The organism is Leifsonia sp. GW821-FHT13C05 (assembly GCF_058806515.1).
On the sequence record NZ_JBXAPT010000009.1, the window covers coordinates 55,689 to 80,897 of the forward strand.

General features: G+C 64.5%; 30 protein-coding genes. 7 read left to right on the plus strand and 23 right to left on the minus strand.

All coding sequences use genetic code 11. The features are described 5' to 3' along the window. Positions 1-8: 8 nt before the first annotated feature. From AC1ROC_RS19260 to cmtR (AC1ROC_RS19300), 9 genes are all read right to left on the minus strand, one after another. Positions 9-821: a F510_1955 family glycosylhydrolase gene (locus tag AC1ROC_RS19260; protein WP_143465911.1), complete on the minus strand. Its 813-nt coding sequence runs from the start codon at positions 819-821 to the stop codon at positions 9-11. Positions 822-928: 107 nt separating this feature from the next. Next, complete coding sequence (locus AC1ROC_RS19265; RefSeq protein ID WP_256922025.1) at positions 929-1,525, minus strand: M23 family metallopeptidase; 597 nt, start codon at positions 1,523-1,525, stop codon at positions 929-931. Positions 1,526-2,038: 513 nt separating this feature from the next. Further along, on the minus strand, positions 2,039-2,515 hold the full coding sequence (locus AC1ROC_RS19270) for a hypothetical protein (protein ID WP_085370073.1): 477 nt from the start codon (positions 2,513-2,515) through the stop codon (positions 2,039-2,041). Between the two features lie 104 nt (positions 2,516-2,619). Further along, a complete protein-coding gene (locus AC1ROC_RS19275; protein WP_147440238.1) occupies positions 2,620-3,327 on the minus strand; it encodes a hypothetical protein in 708 nt (235 codons plus the stop codon). A 559-nt stretch (positions 3,328-3,886) separates the two neighbouring features. After that, positions 3,887-5,152 (minus strand): coiled-coil domain-containing protein, encoded by a 1,266-nt coding sequence (locus tag AC1ROC_RS19280; RefSeq protein ID WP_179150818.1) that lies wholly within the window; start codon positions 5,150-5,152, stop codon positions 3,887-3,889. A gap of 748 nt (positions 5,153-5,900) precedes the next feature. Then, positions 5,901-7,070, minus strand: a complete 1,170-nt coding sequence (locus tag AC1ROC_RS19285) for an ATP-binding protein (protein ID WP_085370070.1) — start codon at positions 7,068-7,070, stop codon at positions 5,901-5,903. A gap of 331 nt (positions 7,071-7,401) precedes the next feature. Beyond that, on the minus strand, positions 7,402-7,710 hold the full coding sequence (locus tag AC1ROC_RS19290; protein WP_121264539.1) for a thioredoxin family protein: 309 nt from the start codon (positions 7,708-7,710) through the stop codon (positions 7,402-7,404). Positions 7,711-7,752: 42 nt separating this feature from the next. Then, positions 7,753-8,403, minus strand: coding sequence for a cation efflux transmembrane domain-containing protein (locus AC1ROC_RS19295; protein WP_121264541.1), 651 nt, complete (start codon positions 8,401-8,403; stop codon positions 7,753-7,755). Next, entirely contained in the window at positions 8,400-8,756 is a 357-nt protein-coding gene (gene cmtR / locus AC1ROC_RS19300; protein WP_121264543.1) for a Cd(II)/Pb(II)-sensing metalloregulatory transcriptional regulator CmtR, read from the minus strand. The genes AC1ROC_RS19295 and cmtR (AC1ROC_RS19300) overlap by 4 nt, the downstream gene beginning before the upstream one ends. Before the next feature lie 166 nt (positions 8,757-8,922). Between cmtR (AC1ROC_RS19300) and AC1ROC_RS19305 the strand changes: the two genes are divergently transcribed. Next, on the plus strand, positions 8,923-9,438 hold the full coding sequence (locus AC1ROC_RS19305; protein WP_220700281.1) for a hypothetical protein: 516 nt from the start codon (positions 8,923-8,925) through the stop codon (positions 9,436-9,438). On the opposite strand, the gene trxB is transcribed toward AC1ROC_RS19305, so the two are convergent. The 5 genes from trxB to AC1ROC_RS19330 all read right to left on the minus strand — a co-directional run bounded on the left by trxB (position 9,435) and on the right by AC1ROC_RS19330 (position 13,821). Next, complete coding sequence (trxB, locus tag AC1ROC_RS19310; RefSeq protein ID WP_121264545.1) at positions 9,435-10,409, minus strand: thioredoxin-disulfide reductase; 975 nt, start codon at positions 10,407-10,409, stop codon at positions 9,435-9,437. The genes AC1ROC_RS19305 and trxB overlap by 4 nt on opposite strands. Beyond that, positions 10,406-11,068: an arsenate reductase ArsC gene (locus AC1ROC_RS19315; RefSeq protein ID WP_121264548.1), complete on the minus strand. Its 663-nt coding sequence runs from the start codon at positions 11,066-11,068 to the stop codon at positions 10,406-10,408. The genes trxB and AC1ROC_RS19315 overlap by 4 nt, the downstream gene beginning before the upstream one ends. A 3-nt stretch (positions 11,069-11,071) precedes the next feature. Beyond that, positions 11,072-11,482 (minus strand): arsenate reductase ArsC, encoded by a 411-nt coding sequence (locus AC1ROC_RS19320; RefSeq protein WP_121264551.1) that lies wholly within the window; start codon positions 11,480-11,482, stop codon positions 11,072-11,074. Positions 11,483-11,575: 93 nt separating this feature from the next. Continuing rightward, positions 11,576-12,466: a metalloregulator ArsR/SmtB family transcription factor gene (locus tag AC1ROC_RS19325; protein WP_121264554.1), complete on the minus strand. Its 891-nt coding sequence runs from the start codon at positions 12,464-12,466 to the stop codon at positions 11,576-11,578. Positions 12,467-12,501: 35 nt separating this feature from the next. Further along, on the minus strand, positions 12,502-13,821 hold the full coding sequence (locus AC1ROC_RS19330) for an NAD(P)-binding domain-containing protein (protein WP_121264557.1): 1,320 nt from the start codon (positions 13,819-13,821) through the stop codon (positions 12,502-12,504). An 86-nt stretch (positions 13,822-13,907) separates the two neighbouring features. Between AC1ROC_RS19330 and AC1ROC_RS19335 the strand changes: the two genes are divergently transcribed. The 4 genes from AC1ROC_RS19335 to AC1ROC_RS19350 are packed head-to-tail and all read left to right on the plus strand — an operon-like array spanning position 13,908 to position 16,665. After that, the gene (locus tag AC1ROC_RS19335) at positions 13,908-14,258 is read left to right on the plus strand and encodes an ArsR/SmtB family transcription factor (RefSeq protein ID WP_121264618.1); all 351 of its coding nucleotides are present in this window, start codon (positions 13,908-13,910) and stop codon (positions 14,256-14,258) included. Further along, positions 14,255-14,959 carry an aquaporin gene (locus tag AC1ROC_RS19340; protein ID WP_121264561.1) on the plus strand — a complete coding sequence of 235 codons (705 nt, stop codon included), beginning with the start codon at positions 14,255-14,257 and terminating at the stop codon, positions 14,957-14,959. The genes AC1ROC_RS19335 and AC1ROC_RS19340 overlap by 4 nt, the downstream gene beginning before the upstream one ends. Continuing rightward, positions 14,959-16,149 carry an MFS transporter gene (locus AC1ROC_RS19345; RefSeq protein WP_121264564.1) on the plus strand — a complete coding sequence of 397 codons (1,191 nt, stop codon included), beginning with the start codon at positions 14,959-14,961 and terminating at the stop codon, positions 16,147-16,149. The genes AC1ROC_RS19340 and AC1ROC_RS19345 overlap by 1 nt, the downstream gene beginning before the upstream one ends. Positions 16,150-16,161: 12 nt before the next feature. Then, the gene (locus AC1ROC_RS19350) at positions 16,162-16,665 is read left to right on the plus strand and encodes a GNAT family N-acetyltransferase (protein WP_121264567.1); all 504 of its coding nucleotides are present in this window, start codon (positions 16,162-16,164) and stop codon (positions 16,663-16,665) included. Positions 16,666-16,835: 170 nt separating this feature from the next. Here the strand turns inward: AC1ROC_RS19350 and AC1ROC_RS19355 are convergent, their stop codons facing one another. Beyond that, positions 16,836-17,327, minus strand: a complete 492-nt coding sequence (locus tag AC1ROC_RS19355; protein WP_121264570.1) for a hypothetical protein — start codon at positions 17,325-17,327, stop codon at positions 16,836-16,838. A 358-nt stretch (positions 17,328-17,685) separates the two neighbouring features. Between AC1ROC_RS19355 and cmtR (AC1ROC_RS19360) the strand changes: the two genes are divergently transcribed. Beyond that, positions 17,686-18,045, plus strand: coding sequence for a Cd(II)/Pb(II)-sensing metalloregulatory transcriptional regulator CmtR (gene cmtR / locus AC1ROC_RS19360; protein WP_121264573.1), 360 nt, complete (start codon positions 17,686-17,688; stop codon positions 18,043-18,045). Next, positions 18,042-19,946 carry a heavy metal translocating P-type ATPase gene (locus tag AC1ROC_RS19365; RefSeq protein WP_391508831.1) on the plus strand — a complete coding sequence of 635 codons (1,905 nt, stop codon included), beginning with the start codon at positions 18,042-18,044 and terminating at the stop codon, positions 19,944-19,946. The genes cmtR (AC1ROC_RS19360) and AC1ROC_RS19365 overlap by 4 nt, the downstream gene beginning before the upstream one ends. A 391-nt stretch (positions 19,947-20,337) precedes the next feature. On the opposite strand, the gene AC1ROC_RS19370 is transcribed toward AC1ROC_RS19365, so the two are convergent. From AC1ROC_RS19370 to AC1ROC_RS19405, 8 genes are all read right to left on the minus strand, one after another. After that, the gene (locus AC1ROC_RS19370; protein ID WP_121264579.1) at positions 20,338-21,069 is read right to left on the minus strand and encodes a ZIP family metal transporter; all 732 of its coding nucleotides are present in this window, start codon (positions 21,067-21,069) and stop codon (positions 20,338-20,340) included. Positions 21,070-21,164: 95 nt separating this feature from the next. Further along, positions 21,165-21,908 carry a cytochrome c biogenesis CcdA family protein gene (locus tag AC1ROC_RS19375; RefSeq protein WP_121264582.1) on the minus strand — a complete coding sequence of 248 codons (744 nt, stop codon included), beginning with the start codon at positions 21,906-21,908 and terminating at the stop codon, positions 21,165-21,167. A gap of 54 nt (positions 21,909-21,962) precedes the next feature. Further along, positions 21,963-22,535 (minus strand): signal peptidase II, encoded by a 573-nt coding sequence (gene lspA / locus AC1ROC_RS19380; protein WP_147440239.1) that lies wholly within the window; start codon positions 22,533-22,535, stop codon positions 21,963-21,965. A 3-nt stretch (positions 22,536-22,538) separates the two neighbouring features. Next, positions 22,539-22,967, minus strand: coding sequence for a hypothetical protein (locus AC1ROC_RS19385; RefSeq protein ID WP_121264588.1), 429 nt, complete (start codon positions 22,965-22,967; stop codon positions 22,539-22,541). Positions 22,968-22,980: 13 nt separating this feature from the next. After that, positions 22,981-23,349, minus strand: coding sequence for a histidine kinase dimerization/phospho-acceptor domain-containing protein (locus AC1ROC_RS19390; RefSeq protein ID WP_147440241.1), 369 nt, complete (start codon positions 23,347-23,349; stop codon positions 22,981-22,983). A gap of 155 nt (positions 23,350-23,504) precedes the next feature. After that, positions 23,505-23,888 carry a DoxX family protein gene (locus tag AC1ROC_RS19395; protein WP_121264592.1) on the minus strand — a complete coding sequence of 128 codons (384 nt, stop codon included), beginning with the start codon at positions 23,886-23,888 and terminating at the stop codon, positions 23,505-23,507. Further along, entirely contained in the window at positions 23,885-24,499 is a 615-nt protein-coding gene (locus AC1ROC_RS19400) for a TlpA family protein disulfide reductase (RefSeq protein WP_391508830.1), read from the minus strand. The genes AC1ROC_RS19395 and AC1ROC_RS19400 overlap by 4 nt, the downstream gene beginning before the upstream one ends. A 32-nt stretch (positions 24,500-24,531) precedes the next feature. Then, positions 24,532-25,209 carry a DsbA family protein gene (locus AC1ROC_RS19405; RefSeq protein ID WP_493001891.1) on the minus strand — a complete coding sequence of 226 codons (678 nt, stop codon included), beginning with the start codon at positions 25,207-25,209 and terminating at the stop codon, positions 24,532-24,534.

The following is a 25,209-nucleotide window of genomic DNA, read 5'->3' on the forward strand; positions in this document are numbered from 1 at the left end:
CGTTCTAGTCAAGGGGTGCCTCCGACGAGTACCGTCCAAGTGATGCCGTCATCCGGTGTTGCCACGATCCCGCGGCTATCGGTGCCGAGAATCCACAGCTTGGAGGAGCCCTTCACCGTTGCCAGTGACCCGGGAAGTGACTGGAAGGTCCCCTTCGGGGTCCACGTCGCAGCGTCGTCGACGGAGGTCCAGATCTTCTTGTCCGTGTCGACGCCGACGAAGCTTCCCGCCGTGGAGTCGATCGGCGAAAGCAGAAAGAGCGCAGGGGTGCCAGGTAGGGGCGCGAACGTTGCACCGGCGTCGCGACTGATCTGCACGCCTGTCTGCGTGGTGGCAAGGACGGTGTCCGGCGCATTCTGGTTGACCGAAAGCTTGCGGAGGGCGACGGTGGCACCGTCGTGCCAGTTCCGGCCGCTGTCATCGCTAATCCGGACAATTTGGCGGGCCGCATCGTATCCGTAGACACGCACCTGGGCATCACCGGTGGTGGCGGTGGTGATGTCGTGGAAGTCGGTTTGACCGGCGAGCGAAACGGTCGACCAAGTTCGAGCGGCGTCGGTGCTTTCGATCAGTCCGAGATTGGCTGGGTCCTGGTGCGCGTTATTGGCAGGGTCCGGATGCCCCGAGGCGAACATGACCCCGGAACGGGCAACAGTGAATCCCATTGTGTCCTGGGTTCCGTCTCCGACCCGGGCGGTCTTTTCCGATGCGAAGCCATCATTGAGTTGCGCAGCATCGAGCGCCCACACACCCTGGTGGGTGGCGGCGAAGATGCGGCCTCCGGTGGAGTCCAGCCCGTGTACGTGGCCGAGGTCGTTCATCGTTGCGGTGGCCGCGCCGGCTGCGGTGCACCCACTGAGCGCCACGGCGGCGAGGGCGGCGGTGGCAGCGACGGTCCATGAGCGTGTTATCCGGTGTGTTCGCATGGTTACTTCACTCTCTGCGTGAGCCACGCGTATGGATCGACAGGGGTTCCGTTGACGGAGATGCCGAGGTGGAGGTGGGCGCCGGTGCTTGCGCCGGTGCTTCCGACGAGGCCGACTAGTTGGCGGACTTTGACCGTTTCTCCGACGCTGAGGTTCAGGGAGCCGTAGGCCATGTGCGCGTAGAGGCTGCTGACGGTCTGCCCATCGATTTGATGGTCAATGATCGCGTAGACGCCGAGGCTGCCCGCTGGGTTCCCGACCTCCCTGACGACCCCGTCTGCGATCGCCTGGATCGGCGTTGCGGCCCCGGGGTTCATGTCAATTCCCTCGTGGTAGGAGGAGCAGCCTGAGCACGGAGAGACTCGATATCCGAACCCGTCACTGATCGGTACGCCGACATCGAACGGCCATTGAATTGGCGACGCCGGATTGTTCGTGAAGGTGTTGGCGGTCGACGTGAACCCGGCGGCTTTCAGTTTCGTGACAGGCACCGGCTTTGGTGGGGGCGCGCTAACCGACACGACATCGCGCGTGACAACAGCCGACTGCGCGGACACCGTGGTCATCGTCTGCAGGTCACCGGGCCGGGCGGTCGCCACTTGCTGTGTCTCGCCGGGCACGATCGCGTAGGCCGGAAGCGCGTACGTTCCGAACAGGGTCCCCGCTAGCGATAGGGCCGCCAATGGCGCCCACCTCTTGCGAGGTGTCACTTGCCGGCGAGAGGTCGCTGAAGTTGCGGTGGGCGGTCGTCGCTCGGCATTGTGTCGGGCGCGACGGGATCCGTACTGGGCTGCCGACGAAACATTAGCGCTCGAAGTCAGAGAGGAAGTATGTGTGTGCATCGTGAATGGGGCTCCGACGGGTCAACACGCGAGGACGAGAGACGGGTCGGCTCGGTGTTTAGGACGGTCTGGAATACAGGTGAAAAGCTGCGCTTATGAGACCAGATAAGGGATCGGTTCGGTGACGGATGCGGTAGGCATCGGTCGATGGGCGGTCATCACAGGCGGCCAGAAACCAAGAGGGCGCAGATGTCTGCGAATGGTCGCTGTTCGCTGCGCGAGGCGCTGCGCGATTAGCGCCGAGGCGCTGTTGCGCTGTTGGGAGCCGGTTTAGGTACGGCTGATCGAAAGCGCGAGCAGGGAGGGGGCCTGAACCAAGGTACGGGCGGCTGAGAACAGCACAACAGGCGCGCCCCGTTGGGCTACGTCGAGCAACGCCAGCCCTCGATGGATCGCCAATAGCGAGACCGCCACCGCAATCACCACAAGGACACAGGCAGCGCCGGCAAGTGCGCAGCCGAGTTCGCAAACGCTGTCGCACTGCTGTGCCGGTGTGCTCGACAAGGCGGCCTGCTCAGACCCCACGCCCGCAAGCGGCCCCGCCACAGGGTGGACTTCAAACTGGTGGCCGCCCGAATGCGTGCCTGCCGAAGAAGCTGCCACGGAATCGTGTGCGTGGGCCGTGCTCATCGATGTCATCACGAACATACCGAGCGCCAATGCCAGCAACGACAACATTGTCACGACAACCCGGCGCGCACGCGCACGAGCCGCCCGGCTCGGGTCGTGATCGTACGTGGTCGTCATGTCGGCAGTGTCCTAGAGGTGGCGGGTATTAGCACCGCATCTTAGCGAATGGGGTTGAGGGCGAGGCAGGCAAATAGGCCTCGCCTCGCCTCGTACGGTCGGGTCTAAATCGTGAGAGTGGTTCCTTGCGCTTGGCGGAAGTCAATGTGCAGGTGATCGCACGTATCGTCGAACGGGAGGAAGTTGGTCACGCTAATGGCGCTGCGGCATCCCACCTGACCGAGGTTCGTGGTTGGTGGCATTACGGGGTCGAGCGCGCGGATGAGCTTCAACGATTCCGGGTCGCCACCGGTAAGTGGGTGACCGTTCAGGAGATAGAAGTCAACCGCGTGGCCTCCCCCGTTGGCATAGTGTGATGACGCACTACCGGCACCCTCGATTTGGCCGGTGCACTGCCTGTTGATGTCACTGACGCCAACCGTGGCGAAGTTCGCCAACGCCACCTCGATCGTTTGCAGTACCCGGTAGTCGACGCCGCAACCGGGAACGGCGCGACCCTCCGCAAGGTTTCGGATCTCCGGAATGTGGTCCGGGGCGTAGCCGGTCAAGCGGCCCTGGCCGACAGCAACCATAAGAGATTGCGCCAACCGCTGCACCGTTGGCGACACTGTCGACTCGACCGTTGAATCGAGTTTCGCGCTGTTCTCGGTAATCGAGAAGCCCTCTCGGCTCGCCGTTGACACCGCTTCCCCGCTACCAGTGAGGGTCTGTACTGCAACGCTGGCGCGGGACGGTCCGGACGAGCCATCCGCCATCGAGGCATACGCCGGCAGCGCAGTGGTACCAACAAGGCCACTCGCGGCCAGGATCACGATGGCCTTCGCCGACCATCCCCTCCGGGTTCTGCTAGCGCTGGACCGGTCGGCTTCCGATCTATGATCGGCCGCTTTGGTCTGTAGGAGTGGTGGCCTTCTCAGTTCCCGGAAGTGTTGGGCGGAAAGGGCATCAAGGGCAGCCAGCGCCTTCTCTCGGTCAGGCGGGTCTCCCCCGAATGTGTCGTTCGTTGGCGCGGGCCTCTGGAGCCCGTCAGACCTATCCCCACCCGTGAGAGCTGTCTGCGAAATGGAAGCGACACGGGCTCCAGGCCCGGATGAGCGCTCGAAAGTATGCCTCTCGCGGCGGGACGAGAACGCCTGCCCTGGACTTCCCCGGTCGGCTCCGCGCTCTCGCCGATGCGGTGGACCGCCATTGTGTGCCGGCGCGAGGTGGGGGGTCGATGATGAACCAGCAAGTGTGCTCGAGCGTGTCACACAGTGCCTTTCGCCGGGGGAGCAGATCGGAATACCCCGTAATGGTATGTGTTCGTTACCGAATTGTCACATTCCGGCGTCCGAGCTGGTGCTGGTCGTCCTGGCAGCGGGTTGCGCGGAGCTACATCGGATCGTTGATGTGGAGGTGGTTGCAGGTGTCGTCGAAGTCTTGGAAGTTGTGCAGGGAGGGCTCGTTTCCTGCGTTTCGTCGGCAGGTGCTCTGACCTAGGCCCGAACCGTATGGCATCCTCGGGTCGAGGACCCGGATCAGGGCCAAGGAGTTGCCGTCGGCGCCGGTCGCGGAGCGGCCACCCAGGCTGTAGAAGTCCACCGCATGGCCGCCACCTCCGGCGTAGTGCTGTGAATTGATTCCGGCGCCTTCGATTTGGCCTGTACAGCGACGGTTGATGTCGCTGACGCCGACGCTTGAAAAGGTGTGCAGAGCAATCACCATTACTTGGAGAATCTGGGTGTCGATCCCGCAGTTTGGCACCGAGCGGCCGTCCGCGATCCACTGGATCTCCATAATGTGGTCGGGGTAGGAACCGGATAGCTGTCCGGCAGAGACGTATCCCATTAGCTCTTGGGCGAGCGCGCGCGCATCGGTGGCTACTGGCGCGCTGGGACCCGCGGCACGAGCGGCTGCGGCGGCGGCGGCTGCTGCTGCGGCTGCGGCAGCCGCGCGCGCCGCAACTCCGGCTTGATACTGCTGTTCCGTCACCGCTGTCGCGCTCGTGAGCGACGCCAGCTGGGCCTGGAGTTCATTCTCGTGGGCAGTCTGTGCCGACAGGGCGGCGATCATCTCTCTTTGCGCCTGCACGGCCTTTGCAAGCGCTGCCTTCGCCGCGGTAGCAAGGGCAGCAAGGGCATCCTTTGCCGCGGCAGCCTGGTCGCTGGCTGCTTTGGCATTGTTGCTGTCCTGAGCCGCTTGCGAGTACAGGCCGTTGATCGTTGAAGTGAGTTTTCCCAGGCTGCTCAGTCGATATAGCAGTCCGGCTGCGTCGGTCGACTTGCTGAGCAGCAGGGTCCCGGTGAGGTTCTGGTTTCCCGTGCGGGCCAACTTTGCCATCACCGCTGCCGACTGCCGGTGTGAGGTCTCGGACTTCTCTTTCAGTCGCGCAGCCTCGGCGGCTAGCAAGTCCGACTTGTTCTGGCCGGCGGTCAGGGCGAACTGGGCCGCCTCGTTGTCCTTTTCCCGGGCGGCGGCGGCATCCTCGGCCGCTTTCGCTTGTGTTTTGAGCCCTGCAATCAGCGCGGAGATCGCAGTGACCTGGGCCTGCTTGGCAGCCTCACCGGACCGAGCGGCCTGTACGTCGCCCCACGATGGATAGTTGTCAGCGAACGCTTGAGGGACTGCGACCCCATTCCAGGCGGTGAGAACCGCCACGACCACAAGGATCACCCCCACCCGTGACCAAGAGGGCCTGCGGGTAGGCGTTGAGCCGAGAGGAGGTCGCATTTCGCTTCCGAACAGTTGGAATCTGATTTTGGGCGTCGAACGTGCTCGATCGCTGGCTCCCGACGCTAACCCCCGGCTGGCGGCAGTGGTCCAACAACACGCCGTTGGTGAGCTCGGCCGTCGAGGAGGGTCCTGCGGCAGGGAGCGTGCCCCGGAATGTGAGTTGTTACATCTTCCATTTGCTGATCTCGCGACGCGGTTGCGCGACATCCTCGGTGTGCGCCTCGTGGCGTATATCGGTGGGGTGAAGTCCGCCCGCCCGCTCGGTGACCGCCTGGGCCGATGCCTTGGGTGAGCCCTGGGAAGCCGATCGTGATCGGCTGCGGCACCCCTACCATGCGGCTGCGCTGTTGCGTGAGCGGTACGACGCGACCACCGTGCAGTCCTGGTTTAAGGGAATGAACCCCTCGCTGGGTGATCAGGCGCCGGCGCGACCGCTTCGCGAACGTGAGCCGCTGGCTGTTGCTGGCGATGTTTATCGCTGCTGCGAAGTCATTCGCATACGTCGGATGAGCGTGCCGGATCTTGAAATCACGGGCCACCCCCGGGCTGGTGTGGCGGGTTGGGTTCGAGCCAGACATGTGGGCGTGGACGCTGTGGTATACGCCACGGACTCCGGCCTTTTCGACGGGCGCTAGGATGACCTGCTCGGCCAATTCCGCACCCTCTACGCGCCCTAGGCTTTCTGTTGGCGCAGGACGAATGCAGCCATACCCGGCACTGTGAACGCGACCACGCCGTGCTCGGGAGCGTATACAAGGCCCTTGTTGATCAGGTTCGCGCGGACAGGGCCGAGACTGGCTCCAGAACGGCCCAGTCGCGCTGCGACTTCTCCCGACTGGCTGCCTTCGTCTCCGTCCTCAGCCATCGCCCGGAGATAGTCTTGCTCGCCGCGAGTAGCACGATCCCAGCGCACGCGGAAGAACCCGGTATCGAGCTGCAAATTGCCTCGGGCGACGCCCAGGAGCGCGTCCTGAGCGGAGATAACAGGTCCGGATGCCGCATTCCATGAGTCCTGGCCGAACTGCTGAAGGAAATACGGATATCGGCCAGACGCTTCAATCACAACATCGATAGCATCGTCATCCCATCGGGCGTGCTCGGAAGCCGCCGGAATCGTCAAAGCCTCCGCGGCTGAACCCTCAGTGAGCTCGCGCACGTTTACGTACCGAAATCGTTCGGCGTATGAGCGCGCCTCGGCCAGAATCCGCGGAAGGCTAGGAAGCCCTGCGAATGCGAAAGCAACAGGCCAATCGTCCTGAGCGGCCGCGTGCGCTATCACGCAGAGTGTGGTGAGTTCCTGCTGGTCGAGGTCCTGAGCCTCGTCAATCAGGATCGCCAGACCAACATTCTCTTCCTGAGCTGCGCCGGCAAGGTCAGAAATTAGCTTGCGTAGGTCCGTCTCGAGAACGCCCGTGTTGGCACCACCACCGCTGACCTCCGTGAGATCCAACCCGAACGTCCAAACTCCGTTCGTGTCATACGAAGCCTTGAAGCTGATTGCCGTCTTGAGCGCTTTTAGGAGTCGTCGACCGGCGCTCGGACGGGCAAGGTCCGCCAGCGGCGCGTAGAGCGCTTCGCCGATGAGTTCACGCACGCCTTTGTCTCCGCCTCCCTCAACCTGCGCGACGATCCATTCGCGTCGGCTCGCGTTGCGTCGGAGTTCTGAGAGCAGCACGGTCTTTCCAACGCCCCGAAGTCCATACAGAACTGTGGGCTGGATGGAACGGCCGCCTTCAGCGCGCTGTAGGTCGTTGTGCCAGTCCTGCAAAGTATCGTCGCGACCGACAAGCGCTGCAGGCTTACGTCCTGCGCCGGGTTGGTAGGGATTTCGAACTGGATCCATGACTCCAAGCCTAGCGAAGTATGTTGAAGTATAGGAAAGGCCTATACTTTGCTAGACATACCTACATTCACCTTCCGATAATGTACGTTATGTCAGATTGCGCGTCTCCTGCACGTTGGCTGCGCGGTTTTCGCGCTCCCGTACCCCTGCTTCCATACGTCCTCTTGATGCCCTGACCAGCGGGGCTGGGTCTGGCTACGTCTTATCTCGACGCCATCGCAGTGCGACCCAGAGTCCGCAGCGTCGACAGATGTATGCGGCGCCACCGTCGAGCATGTGCACGTTGCGTCGTAATCGCTCGCGGCCACAGCAGGAACAGACCACCGTCTCCTCAGCGCTCATGGTGGCCGATCGCCTGGCTCAGCTGTTCGACGGTGGGTAGGCCGGCAACGCCGTCCGGGGTGAAGTAGATCCGGCAGGCGAGATCCGGGGTGCCTCCGTCGCTGGGGAAGAGATCTTCGCCGTCAGCAGTGATGGTCGGCGATCCAGCAAACGGAACTCGGGCAGCCTCTTCGGGCGTGCTGAGCAGTCGGAACTCGACTGTCGCGGTCTTCCCGAGTTGGGCGAGCGCCTCCTTGACCCGGTCGCCCGCCGCTTCCCAGTTCGGACATTCATCGATGTGGAGAACCTCGATCTGCATACACATCTTCTCTTTCTGCCCCTGCCGGGCAACGCGACGTGTCTACTCTTCACCCATGTCTGAGAGGACGTCGAAGGGCGATTCGATATCGCCCCGCCATGCTTCGATCCCTTCCCGGATCGCCAGAACCGCCACAACCAGTGCCGCCACCGAATCGGCCCACCACCAGCTGAACAGGCTGTTGAGGACCAGACCGATGAACACAGTCCCAGAAAGGTAAATGCACAGGATGAGCTGCTTCGCGTCGGCCTGCACGCTCTTGGAGTCGAGCTCTCGTCCGGTGCGAACCTCGAACCAGGCAAGCACCGGCATAATGATCAGGCTCAGCGCGGTCAGCGCGATGCCAACGGGGCTGTGATCAACCTCCTGAACGCCCGTCAAGCTCAGTACTGAATCGATCAGGACGTACGCAGCGAGAGCGAAGAACGCGATCCCGATCGCCCGCACGGTCGCCTTCTCCCACCGCTCGGGGTCTTTCCTTGTGAACTGCCAGGTGATCGCGAGGGCCGAAAGGACCTCGATCACCGAGTCCAGCCCGAACCCGATCAAGGCGGCCGACCCGGCCACGGTGCCAGCCCACACGGCGACGATGGCCTCGATGACGTTGTAGCTGATCGTGAAGGCGACGATGAACCGCACCCGACGATGCAGACGTTCCCGCCGTTCCTGACTGAGGGTGCCGGCCGCGGTCATCGAACCGCTCCCCCACAGCAGCCGGGGACGGTGCAGGTCTCGTCCATGCATAGGGCGTTTTCGTCCACCGCCAGCGTTACATCCACCAAAGCGGTCAATGCTTTCGCCAGGTGCGGGTCTGCGAGTTCGTATCGGGTTTGACGGCCTTCGGGCTCGGCCACAATGATGCCGCAGTCGCGGAGGCAGGTGAGGTGATTCGACACGTTCGAGCGGGTCAGTTCCAGTTGCCGGGCGAGGAGGGCGGGGTAGTTTGGGCCATCCAGCAACGTCATCAGGATCCGCGATCGTGTCGGATCTGCCATTGCACGGCCTAGCCGGTTCATTACGTCGAGTCGGGAAGCAATAGTCAGCATCCGATGACTATACAGTGGGCACTGACCTAATGCATGTGTGGAGGAGCTTGCCTATGTTGCGCAGGTCCAAACCTTGAAAGACCTGCGCTGTCCGCAACAGTGACCTGCAGGGCCGGCTGGCTGCCTGGCCGCGTATCGTTGCGATTAGAGCTGAGGCGAGGGCAGCATGGTCGAGTTTGAACCGTTCTTAGGTTTAGATGTTGCCTCGACGACTGCGGTCTTCTTGACCTTCCTGAGTGTGCATGTGGCGGCGGCGCTGGTCGCGATCGTTACTGGGATTGTTGCGATGCTCGCCCATAAGGGTCCAGGACGGCATCCCCGTGTTGGGCGCTGGTATCTCGGGGCACTTCTGGTGGTCTTTGCTACTGCCTGCGTTCTCGCCGGGTTCCGCTGGCCGGCCGATCTGCCGCTCGTCCTTGCTGGCGGCATCAGCGTGGTGGGAGGGCTCTATGGGTTCATCTTCCGCCGCCTTCACCGGCCAGGCGATGTCCCGCACATTCTGGCGATGGGTGTCTCGTACATCGCCATGCTGACCGCCTTCTACGTAGACAACGGTCCGCATTTGCCGGTCTGGCAGCTGCTACCAGTCTGGACGTTCTGGGTGCTTCCCAGTGTGGTCGGCGTGCCCCTGATGGTTCGCGCGGTTCTCAGACGAAAGCGGCTGACGACCGCCGCCACCTAGGCAGACACCGCGACGGAAGTACCCGCCCCGGTGTGCGTTCCTAGGCCTTGTGCCGCCAGATAGTGCTCGGCGTCCAGGGCGGCGGAGCAGCCGGTGCCGGCGGCAGTGATGGCTTGCCGGTAGCGGCGGTCCACGAGGTCGCCGCAGGCGAACACGCCGGGCAGGTTGGTCTCGGTGGTGGGGTGCTGGACCTTCACGTAGCCGTCCGGGTCGAGATCAACCTGTCCCGCTACGAGAGCGCTGCGCGGGTCATGGCCGATAGCGATGAACAGCCCGGTCGCGTCGAGGACGCCGTCCTCGCCGGTGATGGTGTCGCGGAGGCTGAGCCGGCTGAGCTTGTCCTCTCCGTGGGCTTCGACGATCTGAGTGTTCCACCGCATCGTGATCTTCGGGTTCGCGAGTGCGCGGTCCTGCATGATCTTGGAGGCCCGAAGCTGGTCGCGGCGGTGGATGAGGGTGACCGAGTCCGCGAACCGGGTCAGGAACATCGCCTCTTCAACGGCGGAGTCTCCGCCGCCAGCGACGGCGATGTTCTGGTTGCGGAAGAACGCCCCGTCGCACACAGCGCACCAAGACACTCCGTAGCCGGAAAGTCGCTCTTCGCCGTCGACGCCGAGTTTGCGGTAGGCGGAGCCCATTGCGAGGACGACCGCGTGTGCCTGGTAGACGGTGCCACTGCCGGTGGTGATGGTCTTGACGTCACCGGTGAGGTCGAGGGCGGTGGCGTCGTCGTAGACGAGGCGGGCCCCGAACTTCTCGGCCTGCTGGCGCAGCTTGTCCATCAGGTCAGGGCCCTGGATGCCGTCGACGAAGCCGGGGAAGTTCTCGACCTCGGTGGTGTTGACCAGGGCGCCGCCGATCTCGACGGAGCTGGTCAGCACGATCGGTGCGAGACCCGCGCGGGCGAGGTAGTTGGCGGCGGTGTATCCGGCGGGGCCGGAGCCGATGACGACGACGTTCTCGATGCTCATGCGGGGGCTGCTTCCAGGCTGGTCAGGAGCGCGCGGACGTGCTCGGTGATGGTGTCGCGGATCTGCCGTACCTGGTCGATGGGCAGGTCGGCGGGGTCGGTGAGTTCCCAGTCCTGGTAGCGCTTGCCCGGGTAGATCGGGCAGGCGTCGCCGCAGCCCATCGTCACCACGACGTCGGCGGCTTGCACCACGTCGTCGGTGAGGGGCTTGGGGAACTCGCGGCTGAGGTCCAACCCGATCTCGCTCATGGCCTCGACCACGGCGGGGTTCAGTTGGTCCGCGGGGGCGGAGCCGGCGGATCGGACGTGGACGCGGCCGCCGGAGAGGTGTTCGGTGAGCACGGCGGCCATCTGGGAGCGGCCGGCGTTCTGCTCGCACACGAACAGCACCTCCGGCACGCCGACGTTGAGCGCTCCCTTGGCCTGGGCGAGCGCGGTGAGGCGTTCGGTGGCGAAGTGGATGGTGCGGGTGGCCAGGTGCGCTTTCACGCTGGCGGTACGCAGGAGTGCCGTGTAGGACTCGAGCACGTAGCGCTCCACCGTCTCGCGGTTGAAGATGCCGGTGAACTTCTCGGTTAGCTCATCTGCCAGACGCCGCAGGTACTCCTCCGGGTAGCTGAGCCCGGGGAGGCCGCGGCGATCGTCCACGTCGAGGGTCATGGTTCAGACCTTGGCGGGAAGGATCTCAGCGAGCAGGTTCTGCACTCGCTGCTTGATCTCGTCGCGGATCGGGCGAACTTCGTCGACGGGACGGCCGGCCGGGTCGGTGAGCTCCCAGTCCTCGTAGCGCTTGCCGGGGAAGATCGGGCAGGTGTCGCCGCAGCCCATCGTGATCACCACATCCGATTCCTTCACGGCGTCGGTGGTGAGGATCTTCGGGACTTCGTTGGCGATGTCGATGCCCTCTTCGGCCATGACTTGGATGGCGATGGGGTTGATCTGGTCCTTCGGCTCGGAGCCGGCGGAGAGCACGTCGACCGCTCCCCCGGACAGCTCCTTCATGAAGCCGGCGGCCATCTGGGAACGGCCGGCGTTGTGGACGCAGACGAACAGGACGGTGGGTTTCTCGGACATGGTGTTCCTCGCTTTCGTGGGTCTACGAAAAGCATAGACGCGCATCTATGGTTAAGGGAACGGGTAGGCGGGAAAGTTCAGCCTGCGTTCACATCAGAGCGTGTCGAGGAGGTCCCGAACACGGGCTTCGATGTCGTCGCGGATCTCGCGCACGCGGGCGAGCGGGAGGCCGGCCGGGTCATCGAGTTCCCAGTCGAGGTAGCGACGGCCCGGGTAGATGGGGCAGGCATCACCGCAGCCCATCGTGATCACCACATCCGCAGCACGCACCACCTCATCGGTCAGCGGCTTCGGATACTCCCCCGCCAGAGAGACACCGATCTCGTCCAGCGCCGTGACAACCGTGGGCCGCACCGCATCCGCCGGCTCTGAGCCGGCAGTGCGCACCCGCACACGATCGCCCGCCAGATGCTTAAGGATCGCAGCCGCGATTTGCGACCGACCGGCGTTCTGCACACAGACGAACAAGACTTCCGGCGTCCGCGTGGAGACGCCTTGCTCGCGCGCGAGCGCGTCAAGCCGGTCGGCCGCGAACCGGGACGTCAGCGAGGTCAGCTGCCTGGTGATGTGCGCATCGTTCGCGAGCAGCTGGTGGCTCTCCCGGACGTAGCGGTCAACTGTCTCGGGCGCGAAGACGCCGGCGAAGCGGGCGCTGAGGTCGCTGCTGATCCGGTCCAGCACGTCGTCAGCCTGCGCGGGCGCGGGCTCTCCGATGAGTTCGGAGACGCGGTCGATTTTGTCGGGCTCGATCGAGTACCAGACCTGTCGACCCTCCGGCGACCGCCGCACCAGACCGTCCTCGTGCAGCACTTTCAAGTGATGCGACACGGTTGGCTGGCGCAGCCCCAGAGCGTCTGCCAACCGGGTGACCGATGCACGGCCGTCGGCGCTGTCCAGGATGAGGGACAAGATGCGGGCGCGCGTGGGATCGCTGATTCGCTTCAGGCTCCGCAGCGTCTCGCCGCCCGATGGCACAGCACCCATAGACGCGAGTCTATGCGGCGCCGTGTCCGGTTCGGCTAAGAGCAGCACGATCCGCCGGCAGCCGCCGGACCGCTCGAGCAGACGCCAGTAGCCGGTAGCACCAGCTCGACGTTGGTTGCAGCGGCGACATCGCCCGCGATCCAGGCGGTGATCGAGCGCACCTGCTCATAGCCGGTGGCGAGCAGGAAGGTCGGGGCACGGCCGTAGGACTTCATGCCCGCAAGGAAGAAGTTCGGCTCCGGCTGCTGCAGCTCGGCGAACCCGTGCGGGGCGACCGTTCCGCAGCTGTGCAGGTTCGGGTCGATCAGCGGCGCCAGACGCTTGGGCGCCTCCACGATCTCGTCCACTTCCAGCCGGACCTCGCGCAGCATGTCCAGGTTCGGGCGGAAACCGGTCGCATTCACCACGACGTCGGTCTCGTGCTCGACCAGCTCACCGGCGCGGTGGCCGATCAGACGCACGCCGTCGCCGGCAGGCGCGAGGCGGACGATCTCGAATCGGTCGAGTTGCTCGACAATGCCAGCGGCGAGCAGCCGCTCGACTCGAGAGCCGATCGCGGCGCGGGCGGCCAGCTCATCGTCCTCGGACGTCGTAACGCGCACGGCGCTGGCGTTACGGATCAGCCACGTGATCCGCGTCCCGGGTTCCTCGCGGGCCAGTGCGGCGAGGTTCAAAAGCGTGTTCGCGGCGGAGTGCCCGGCTCCCACGACGGTGGTGTGCTTGCCGGCGAACCGGGCGCGCTCACGCCCCAGCACGTCCGGCAGCGCGTGCGTCACCCGGTCAGCGACCTCGCACAAGCCGAGCGGTTCGAGACCCGTGGAGGCCAGGCTGTTAGGGCTCAGATAGGTGCCCGAGGCATCGATCACCGCGCGAGCGGTGACTTCCTCGACCACACCTGACGCATCCCTCAGGCGAAGCAGGAACGGGGTATCGGCACGGTTGGCCGTGCGTGTGCGGTCCATGCCCTCCCGGCTCACCGCCGAGACCGTCACCCCAGTACGAATACGCGAGGCAATCGCCGGCAACTGGGACAGCGGGCGCAGGTAGCTCTCGATCAGGTCAGCGCCGGTCGGCAGCACCTTCGGATCAGGAGCCGTCCATCCGGTTGCCTCGAGCAGTCGGCGCGAGGCCGGGTCGATGGCGTGACGCCACGGGGAGAAGAACCGGATGTGCGCCCATTGGTCGACGCTGCCAGCGACGTTCTCGCCGGCTTCGTAGATGACGAAGTCGATCCCGCGCTCCACAAGATTCGCAGCGGCGGCCAGGCCGATCGGTCCGGCGCCGATGATCGCCACCGGCAGGTTGTCGAGACGGCTGCTGCGCACCACGGGGGCGGTCAGGTCGATGAGAGTCATGCTTCCTCCGGTACATCGAAGTTTGTCGATACGCAGAGCTTGATGCATCTATCGAAGTTTGTCAATATTCAGTTAGAGTGACGTTCATGACGAACGTCGAACTGCTGCCCATCAGCGTGGCAGGCTCCTGCTGCACTCCCCTGACCAAGGAGACGCTGAGCCTGCAAGACGCCGAGTCGATGGCCGTCGCCTTCAAGGCACTGTCCGACCCGACCCGGCTGCGGCTCATCTCGATCGTCGCGGCGTCCGAGGGCGAGGAAGCCTGCGTCTGCGACCTCACCGACCCGATCGGCCTCAGCCAGCCCACCGTGTCGCACCATCTGAAGATCCTGATGGACGCCGGCTACCTCACCCGGTCCAAGCGGGGCACGTGGGCGTACTACAAGCTGGTTCCCGGAGCGCTCGACCGCGTGTCGCAGCTGCTGACCACCGCGTGAGCGCCCTCCGTCGCGTCGCCGGCGAGTTCGTCGGCAGCGCCATGCTCACCGCACTGGTCGTCGGCTCCGGTATCGCTGCCCAGCAGCTCTCCCCCACGGACACCGGTCTGCAGCTGCTGGAGAACGCGATCGCCACAGCGTTTGGCCTCACCGTCCTGATCCTCGTTTTCGCTACCGTCAGCGGCGCACACTTCAACCCGATCGTCTCCGCAGTGGATGCCGCTCTGGGCTACCGGCGCTGGGATGACGTCGCCCGGTACGTCCCCGCACAAGTCGTCGGCTGCATCGCTGGGGCGATCCTCGCCAACCTGATGTTCGCGAAGGCCGCCGTCCAATGGAGCACCACCGACCGCCTCACCCCGGCCCACTTCCTGGCCGAGATTGTCGCCACAGCGGGCCTGGTGCTGGTGATCTTCGCTCTGGCCCGGACGGGACGCGCGCAGCTGGCCGCGCCCGCGGTCGGCGCCTACATCGGTGCCGCCTACTTCTTCACCAGCTCGGCTAGCTTTGCAAATCCAGCGATCACGGTGGGACGCATGTTCACAGACACCTTCGCCGGCATCGCACCGAGCTCATCGCTCGGCTACATCGCGGCCCAGCTCCTCGGCGGGGTCGTCGGGCTCGTCGCGGTCAAGGCGTTCTTCCCTGCCATCCGGGTCGCCAGCGCGGAAGGTCGGCTCACCGTCTCCCAGGACGCCTGATGACAAGTTCCGGCCCTCAGACCGATGCTGCCAGCATCGTGCGATCGGGTTGGAGCCTCGCGGCGCTCTCGATCGGACAAGTCGTCAGCTGGGGCATCCTCTACTACGCCCCCATCGTGGCCGCACCTGTCATCGCGCACGACACCGGGTGGAGCCTGCCGGCGGTGACCGGCGCTATTTCGGCGGGGCTCGTCATCTCTGCCGTATCCGGAATCGTCGTCGGTCGACTGATCGATGGGTCGAATCCGCGACTGGTCATGTCGCTTGGCGCCGTCGTGGGAACCGGCGGCCTCGTCGCTGCAGCGTTCGCACCGGGTCTGCTGTGGTTCTTTACCGCGTGGCTGGTCGTCGGAGTTGCCCAGTCGGCGGTGCTATATCAAGCTGCGTTCGCCGTCATCACTCGGCGTTACAGCGATACACGGCAACGCGCACTCACCGTCCTGACCCTCGCCGGCGGACTGGCCTCGACCGTGTTCGCCCCGATCACCGCGGCTCTGCTGGCAGTCTGGAACTGGCAGACGACGTTGCTGATCCTCGCGGGGGTGCTGCTGGTCGTCACACTGCCGTTGCACTGGTTCACCGTCGAACGCTCCTGGCCGCTGCAGCCCATCAATGAGAAGGCCGCGGAGCGCACCGTCTCCACTGTGATCCGCACCCGCCGATTCTGGTTTCTGGTAGTCGCGATGGGGCTGCTCACCGCCAGCCTCTACACCGTCACGCTCTCCCTGATCCCCCTCCTCACCGAAAAAGGAATCAGCTATGGGGCGGCCGCCATCACGCTCGGACTCGTCGGGGCCGGGCAAGTCATCGGCCGACTCCTGTTCTTCGTCACGCCACACGGTCACAGCCCGTGGGTTCCGATCGCAGTCATCGCCGCCAGCTCGGCGCTCCTCCTGGCCGCACTCGCGCTCGTTCCCGGTCCGCTGTGGTTGCTGATTGTCGTGGCGATCGCCACCGGTGCAGTACGTGGCGCACATACCCTCGTTCAGGCATCCGCGGTGGCAGACCGGTGGGGCACCCGCAATTACGGCTCGATCAACGGCGTATTTGCAGCGCCCATCACCATCCTGACGGCCCTCTCACCTGCACTGGGGCCCACCATCGCCGCCGGCCTCGGCTCGTATTCGATGATGGTGTTGGCAACGGCCGGCGTCGCACTCATCCCGCTCCTCATCGCCCGCGCAACCTAGGACCTGGACACCATGACCCTGATCACGATCCGGCCCCTTGCTCACGCTGATTGGCCAGCAGTCGAGACCATCTACCGTGAAGGCATCGCCACCGGCAACGCCACGTTCGAGGCCCAGCCTCCGAGCTGGGAGAACTTCGACGCCAGCAAGCTCGCCGTCGCTCGCCTCGTCGCCGTCGACAACAGCCCCACCGTTCTGGGGTGGGCTGCCGTCTCTCCCACATCCGCACGGCCGGTCTATCGCGGCGTCGTCGAGCACTCCGTCTATGTCGCTGGTGCGGCGCAGGGAAAAGGCGTAGGCCGCGCACTCCTCGCCTCGCTCATCGACGCGTGCGACGCTGCTGATATCTGGACAATCCAGTCGAGCATCTTTCCGGAGAACGCTGCAAGTCTCGCTCTCCATGACCGGGCGGGGTTTCGGCGCATCGGCACCCGGGAACGCATCGCCCTTATGCCCTATGGACCTTGGGCCGGCAAGTGGAGAGACACAGTGCTGATCGAACGTCGTCGCTCCTGATCAAAGTCGCTCTGCGAGGTTCGGACGATTCGAACCCTGCCCCACGCGCAGTCGTCGGGCGCGCCGCTATACCGGTGAAACAGCAAGCTGACAGGGATGCGATACACCCCGTTATCCAGTCAGGTACCGTGTGTTCCGTCAGATGCGAGTAGGCCGGGTGTTGGGCGGTACTAGTGGATGACCGCCTTAAGCACGATCATGACGACACCGAACGCTGCGGTCCCCAAGCAGCCGAAAATGCGGATCGGCCAGCTGCTGCGTCGCAAAGCGAACGCTGAGTAGCCGAGCACTCCGAGGATGACCACCCCGAGCCAGAGCGCAGCCCAGAGGGCGGCCTGGTCGGGCACGATACGAAGCGCCCCTAAGAGCAGTACGATCAACGGCGGCACGGCAGAAATGAGGAACCCGACCGAGCGGCGCAGTGACTGCCGCAACGCGGTTCCCAGTGTCGTTTTGTCCCCCTCGGCGACCCCGTGACCCGCAACGGTGCCGGCGTAGACGTGAGCCCCCCAAAAGATCACGACGGTTGCGGCGACAGTTGAGAACGTAGTCCAGGCGCTTGCCTGTTGGGTTCCCGAGGCGACGACGAGACCGCTGACGAGGACGGTGCCATAGACCGATTCCTCAGTGATGATTTCGGTACGCGAACCCATGATGCTCACCCTACGACCGTCTCAGCGCCCTGCCTGGGGGTTTCGGATCGGGAATGCGCAACAGCCGAGAGGACTAGAGCAGTCTGATGACTGCGGCGAGGATATGAATCAGTAGCTAGATCTGACGAGCAATCGGCCGCGAATCATCAATGTTTAACATGCGGAGCAGCTGCTGGAGGGTGATCGGTATCCGGGACGACCGAAGCCGGGAGCGGCCACTCCGATCGATAGCGAGCCCGAGCTCTCGAAGCTCACTGGCCAAACCCAACGATGGTGACCACGACAACGGTAGCCGCGAAAATCGAGTCGACCCCCATTGCGGCCTCCCGCTTCGAAAATAGGTCATCATTCACTGTATAGTCATCGCATGCTGACTATTGCCTCGCGCCTCGACGTGATGAACCGGTTGGGCCGGGCCATGGCGGATCCGACGCGATCCCGGATTCTGATGTCTCTGCTCAATGGCCCGAGCTACCCGGCCGTGCTTTCGCGCGAGCTGGGGCTGACCCGTTCCAATGTCTCGAACCATTTGAGCTGCTTGCGCGATTGCGGGATCGTAGTCGCCGAACCCGAAGGCAGGCAGACCCGGTACGAGATCGCAGACCCGCATTTGGCTGCGGCGCTCACGACCCTTGTGGATGTGACGCTGGCGGTGGACGAGAACGCACCGTGCATGGACGTTTTGTGTACGGTGTCGGGTTGCTGCGGAACTGGGGAGAGCGCGTGAGCGCCGTGTCGGGGTCTCAGGTGGATGCGGTCGACATCGACGATGACGAGGACCAAGGCCGGGCGTGGTGGAAGGATCGCGAGATCCTGGCCCCGGTCTTCTCCGGTATCGCATTCATCGCCGGGCTGATCTGCGAGTGGTCCGGCGCGGAACTCACAGCTCTGGTGTTGTTCTGGGCAGGCCTACTGCTCGGCGCGTCGACATTCACCCCTGGGGCGATCCGGAAGCTGTTCAAGGGCAAGCTCGGCATTGGTCTGCTGATGACGATCAGCGCGGTCGGCGCAGTGATCCTCGGTTACGTCGAGGAAGCGGCTGCGCTAGCGTTCCTGTACTCGATCGCCGAAGCACTCGAAGACAAGGCGATGGACCGCGCCCGCGGCGGCCTGCGCGCACTGTTGAAGCTCGTCCCGGAGACGGCGACGGTGCGACGCGACGGGGCCTCGGTCGAGATCGCGGCGAAGGACCTCACCGTCGGCCAGATTATGCTTGTCCGCCCCGGGGAGCGGATCGCGACCGACGGGATCGTCCGCTCGGGCCGTTCCAGCCTGGACACCTCCGCGATCACCGGCGAGTCGATCCCGGTCGAGGTCGAACCCGGAGACGCGGTCTCCGCCGGTGCGATCAACACCGCCGGGGCGCTCGAAGTTCAGGTCTCTGCGGCGGGGACAGACAACTCGCTGACCACGATCGTGGAGCTGGTCGAGCAGGCCCAGGCCGAGAAGGGCGACCGCGCGCGTCTCGCGGACCGGATCGCCCGCCCCCTGGTCCCCGGCGTGCTGATCCTCGCGGCCCTGGTCGCGCTGATCGGCTCCCTGCTCGGTCACCCGGAGCTATGGATCACCCGGGCTCTGGTCGTGCTCGTCGCCGCGTCGCCGTGTGCCCTGGCGATCTCAGTACCGCTCACGGTCGTCGCCGCGATCGGCGCGGCCAGCAAATTTGGCGTGATCATCAAATCCGGCGCAGCCTTCGAACGTTTCGGGACGATCCGGTACGTCGCCGTCGACAAGACCGGCACCCTCACCCGCAACCAGCCGGCCGTTACGGCGGTCCTCACGGCCGACGGCGTCACCGAACGCCAGGCGTTGGAGTGGGCGGCTGCGCTGGAGCAGCACAGCACCCATCCGCTCGCCGCTGCGATCACCGCAGCCGCCCCCGGTGTCCCTGCGGCCCTCGATGTGACCGAGCAGGCCGGGCACGGCATCGAAGGCACCGTCGACGGCGCACGGATCACCGTTGGCAGCCCCCGCTGGATCAACGCCGAGAGCCTCGGGAGCCAGGTCACGAGCCTAGAGGAGCAGGGTATGACCGTCGTGATCGTGCACTGTGACGGGACATCGGTCGCCGCGATCGGCGTCCGAGACGAGCTGCGCCCCGAGATACCGGAGGTCGTGCGCACCCTCGCGGCCCAGGGTGCCGGCGTGACCATGCTGACCGGCGACAACGCCCGCACCGCGCGCGCTCTCGCCGCGCAAGCCGGTATCGGCGACGTGCGCGCAGAGCTCCGCCCCGAGGACAAGGCCGCGGCGATCGGCGAGCTGTCCCAGGCAGGATCGGTCGCGATGATCGGCGACGGCATCAACGACGCCCCCGCTCTCGCCGCCGCCGATATCGGCATCGCGATGGGAGCGACCGGCTCCGACGCCGCGATCGAGTCAGCCGATGTCGCCTTCACCGGGCATGATCTGCGGCTCATCCCGCGCGCGTTCGACCACGCCCGCCGCGGACGCCGCATCATCAACCAAAACATCATCCTGTCCTTGCTGATCATCACCGCCCTGCTCCCGCTGGCGCTGTTCGGCGTCCTCGGGCTCGCCGCCGTCGTCCTGGTCCACGAGATGGCGGAGGTCATCGTGATCCTCAACGGCCTCCGTGCGGCGCGCACCCGGAAGGCAACCTCGTGACCGCTGGGCATCGGGCAGCGCACCGTGGAAGCTGTGTACGCGCTCGATGAGTTGTCTCCCGTCCGGAGGAGCAGGACGCGTCCGCATGCCTTTGGCATCGCCGTTGCCGTCGCTAGGCTGTGCCCTGATCTTCGACCAGGGGCACACGGGTACTCGTGACGGCCCAGCTGCAGCCCGGCGGCCGCGTCTCGCTGATCGGGGGCTTGCTGTCTCTGTCGTTTGTCAACAACCCCGGAGCCGCGTTCTCCATCGGCTCTGGACTATCTGGATGTTCACGATCGTCGGCGTCCTCGCCGCCGCCCGACGTCGGTCGGCAGCCTTCCCGTGGGTCACGGACCCGCGAACCGACAGGTGAACTAACAGGCGACCATTGTGCCCAGCGCTAGGAAGGTTAAATGGCGGCGAGAATGTAGATCGTCAGGAAGCCGAGGAAGAACATTGCGGCCAGTCCGACCGTCTCAGCCTGCTCGTGCGCTTCGGTGAGGAGCTCCTCGACGACAAGGTAGAGGAGCGCTGAGGCTCCGAACGCGAGGACGAACGCTAGGACTGCCCGGGTTGCCCCGCCTAGGATCGCAGCCCCTCCAATCGCACCGACCGCAGTTGTCAGTCCGAGGCCGGCCGTTATCACGACGGCCCGTATCTTGCTGAGGCCGGTTTGGGTGAGCGCAATCGTGACCGAGAGGCCGATAAAGAGGATTTCAATCGTGAGCGCGATGGTGAGGATGAGTCCTTGCCTAGCACCGAGGCTGGACCCCAGCCCGACCAGCAGTCCGTCCAGAAGCAGATCGATTCCGATCACGATCAGGAACGCCACCGGCAGAGTGGGTCCGGCGGATTGCTTGCGTTCGATTGTGCGGCTAAGGGATCCGAGGGCGAGCATAACCGCTGTTCCGACCACAAACCCGGCGATCGCCCACGGTAGGTTTCCCTCGGTCCGCAGGTCTGGCAACACTTCACCAGCTAGCGCTGAAAGAACGACACCGGCGGCGAAATGCTGGATGGCGCTAGTCAGCTTAGGACCGGGCGGCCGCACGACTGCAACGATCGAACCAACGATCGCGGCAGCGACCGGGATCGCCACTAACATGGCCGCTTGTCCGACCGCACCCACAGTGTTGACCATTGAACCTCCCCCCATTCCTACTGACCGGCTGCGGGCTTCAACCATGACAGAACCCACGGTCTTTGACACGCAGCACCGTGCCGAAATTCGTCAGGTTAGACCGGCAGCTGAACGCCCCCGATGAGGAACTGCAACTGGTAGATGATGGCCGTCCACATTCCGGTGACCATCAGCCCCCCAATGCCGATCATTGCCACACCGCCGGCCACGTTGATCGCGCGAACGTGTCGACGCAGAAACCCGACCCCGGTTGAGATCCACCCCAAACCGAGCGCCACCAATACGAAGGGAATCCCGAGCCCGAGCGCGTAGAACCCGGTCAGGACGGCCCCCCGCAGCGCCGACTCGCTGGACAAACTGAGCGAGAGCACTGCAGCGAGAGTTGGACCCATACAGGGAGTCCAACCCAAACCAAACACGACACCGAGGACCGGTGCCCCGCCAAGACCGGTGAGGGGACGAATCGGAAGTTTCCACGTTTGTTGGAAGCGACGGAACACGCCGGTGAAAATGAAGCCCATCAGGATGACCACGACACCCAGGACCCGGATGAGGAGATCCTGCCATCGGGTCAGCCAGGCCCCCAACGCGCCGAACAGGGCACCATAGGCGACGAACACGGCCGCGAATCCCAGCACGAAGAGGCTGACGCCGAGCACGGTGCGTCGGCTCCGATGGGTGCGGTCGGCGGTGGAGACGCCACCAACGTAGGCGAGGTACCCGGGAACAAGGGGCAGCACGCACGGTGATGCAAAGGAGATCAACCCGGCGAGCACGGCGACCGGAATGGCCAGAAGTAACTGACCGCTGAAAACAATCTCGGGGAAAATCACGCCCATCGGTGGGTGACTGTCTGACGGGTGTGCCGCGCCCAGCAGGTGAAGGTGGCGCTCTTATCCATGGGTCGCGATGGCGCGGTCGGCAGGCCGCTCGAGAAGAGTGGTCAGGATCCAGACGCCGATCCCGCCGACTGCAAGTACGTCGGCGAGATTGAACACCGCGAACCAGTCGACGGCGATGAAATCCACAACATGGCCGGAGAGCAAGCCGTTCTGGGCGCGGAAGATCCGGTCGATCATGTTACCCCAGCCGCCAGCCGCTACCACAGAAAGCAGAATCACTCCGAGCAGCCGGTCGTGGCGGCGGATCTTCCAGGTGACCCATCCGGTGAGTGCGACCAGGAGGACGAAGATTCCCGCGGCGAGCAGGGGTCCGGACGAGGCGCCCAAGCTGAACGCAACCCCGGGATTCAACGCTAAACGCAAGGAAAGGGTCGGCAGGAACAGCGGCACGGTTGCGCCGTAGGCCAGGGTGTCCAGCGCCCACAATTTCGACGCCTGATCGATCGAGATGGCCGCTATGAACACGATCATCGCCCATCGTGCCATCCGCCACCGGCTCGTCATCGGCGGCGAATCGTGCTTGGGCAGAGGGATCGAGGATTGCATGCTGGTCTGTGTGTTCACGGGTCAGCACACCTTCGTCAGTGTGGTGATCTCGGCGGTGAGCTGCTTCTGCAACTTCGCGATTGCGGCAGTATCCGCAGAGCCTGTAGCCGCGGACTCGACCAGCGGAATGAGTTTGTCCAGCGTGCTTACGGCGGCCTGCACGTCGCCTAGCTGGGCACCTTCGGTGACCTGGGTACTGATGCCCTGCAACACAGTCCGCGCTGCTTTCAGCTTCGCCACAGCTTGTGCCGGGTCGACGCCGCTGGTGCCCACCGCGTCCTGCACGTCGGTAGTGACCTGGTCGATGACTGGGGTGATAAGCGAGCAAGCAGCCGTGGCCGCCTGTTGCCTGACAACGTTGCCGACCGAGCACCCAGAGAGGGCGATCCCAGCGGCGAGGGACAAGGCGAGGGCTGACGTCAGACGGTGGTGTCGTGGTCTCAAAGTCATGTGAGTTTCTCCATCAGGGTTTGAAGTGAGTGCGGGGCGGTCGGGGGTCGCTATCACGGAGGACTTCGTCCACCGCTTCAATCAGAAGGTCAGTGTCGTGCCGGAGTTCTGCCACTACCGCGCCCATCCCGTCGGCACGCTCGAGCAGTTGGAGCCGCGTGTTGAGCCCGGTCAGTGGAGTACGCAACTGGTGTCTTGCGCGGCGGATGAACGCACGTTCATCCGCCCGGGTCTGGCGCGCCAGACGAATCAGCAACCGGGCGGTAATAAAACCCAATACCGCGGAAAGGTACAGCGCGATCGTTCCTGCTAGGAGGGCAGGAACGAGTACGGCAGTTGTGGCGACAAAGACCTTAGTGAAACTGTCGGACTGTGTTAGCACTACGAGCAAGCTCGCGCAGGTCGTTGCCGCAAGGACCCCGATACACCCCAGGGTGATTTGAGTGGCGACGACCGTGGCCGCAACCCAGCTGGGCGAGGACTGCGGTTTGTGGTCGCGGTGAGGACGGTTGGCCGCACGAGCAAACACCGGGCGACTCATCGGGGTGCCACGCCCGCCCGGAGGATGACGATCAATACGGATACCGCCGCGAGCAGCAGTGTTCCGATGGCCACCCACGCTCGTTGCCTCCGCCATCGAAACGTCAGATCCAGGATTGTCGCCGCTGCCAGGCAGCCGGCGGCGATGGGCACCAGCGCCTCCCCGGTCTCGAACAGCACCGGGAAGATCAGCGCGATCGCACCGACCAATTCCGCACCGCCGAGCAGGCGTGCAGGCAACGGGGTTCGTTCGCCATCCCGCAGTCGTTCGTTTGGGGCGAACAGTCTGCTGAGGCCGAGGTAGCCGTAGCAGACCGCCAGTACGAACTGGGCGCCCCACAGTGTGAATTGGGTGAGCTCGGCCCAGACGGTCCCGTTCATCGCGATCGACCCGTAACCTGTTGTTCCAGCTCGCTGATGGTGGGCCCAGCTTGTGCCGCCTCGATCAGGGCTTCTAACGTGGTCTGGCTCTCGATCCTGCCCAGGATTCGGGCGGCCACTCGACCTTGGGGGTCGAGTACGAGGGTGGTGGGGACCGAACGGGGCGAGAAATTGCCAGCAAAGTCGAGCATTACTCCCCCATCTGTGTCCATGAGTGACGGGTAGGTGACGCCGTATTTCGTGTTGAACGAGTTGATCGTCGCCGCTGTGTCGTAGAGGTTCACGCCCAGGAAGGAGACACCTTTTCCGAAGTAGGTCTGACGGACTGCTTCGAGGTCGCGGGCTTCGGCGCGACACGGCGGGCAGCCGGCGTACCAGAAGTTGAGGACGAGCACTTGCCCTCGGTACGTGTCGGCGCGGATTGCCTCACCAGTGGTCGTCTTCTCCGCCACGAAGGTGGCAGGTTTTCCGCGCGCGGTGGGCGGCCATTCGGTGATGGTGCCGTTGCCGGAAATGTAGCCGGCACCGGACTTTGCCGCTTCATCGGTTCCGCTTCCTACGGCACACCCGGCCAGGAGCGACACCATCACGCCGAGCGCCAGGCCAGCCACGACTGTACTGGCGAACCGTGCTGTACGAGTTTTCATTTTCGCAGCGCCGAGTCGATTGCGTTGATGAAGTCCTGTCCTGAGGTAAGGGCAAGTTTCTTGCCGTTGAGGAAGAACGTCGGGGTGCCAGCGACCCCAAGGTCGGTGCCGTCCTTCTGGTCCTTTTCGACCCGTTGCCGAACGGCTGGGTCAGTGATGTCGCGGTCGTACTTGGCCATGTCGAGCCCGATCCGTTTGGCGAGGGTTCGCAAATACGGGGCCTGGGAGTCCTGCTTCTCTGCCCAGGTCTTCTGACTTTGGAACAGCTCGTTGTACATCTGCTCGAATCTTCCCTGACGTGCAGCGGCTTCGGCGGTCAGCGCGGCGTTCATCGCGTTGGTGTGGCTGGGGATTGGGAAGTACCGGGTGATAAAGGTGACGCGGCCGTTGTACTGCTTGCGCAGTTGTTCCACGAATGGGTACGCCGCCCCGCAGGCTTCGCACTCGAAGTCAAGGAATTCGACGATGGTGACTTTCGCGTTTGGCGCCTCTTGCAGACGATGGCTGTCAGATCTGACCATTTGCGGTTCGCGGGCTTGTTCGGCAGCGCTTTGGGCGCGTGCGACGAAGACGACGATCAACCCGATGACGATGACCAGACCGATCACGATCAGGTTGATCCAAACACGGCGACGTTCACCGGGAATCTTCTCGGACGTCTGGCGAGTAGGCAC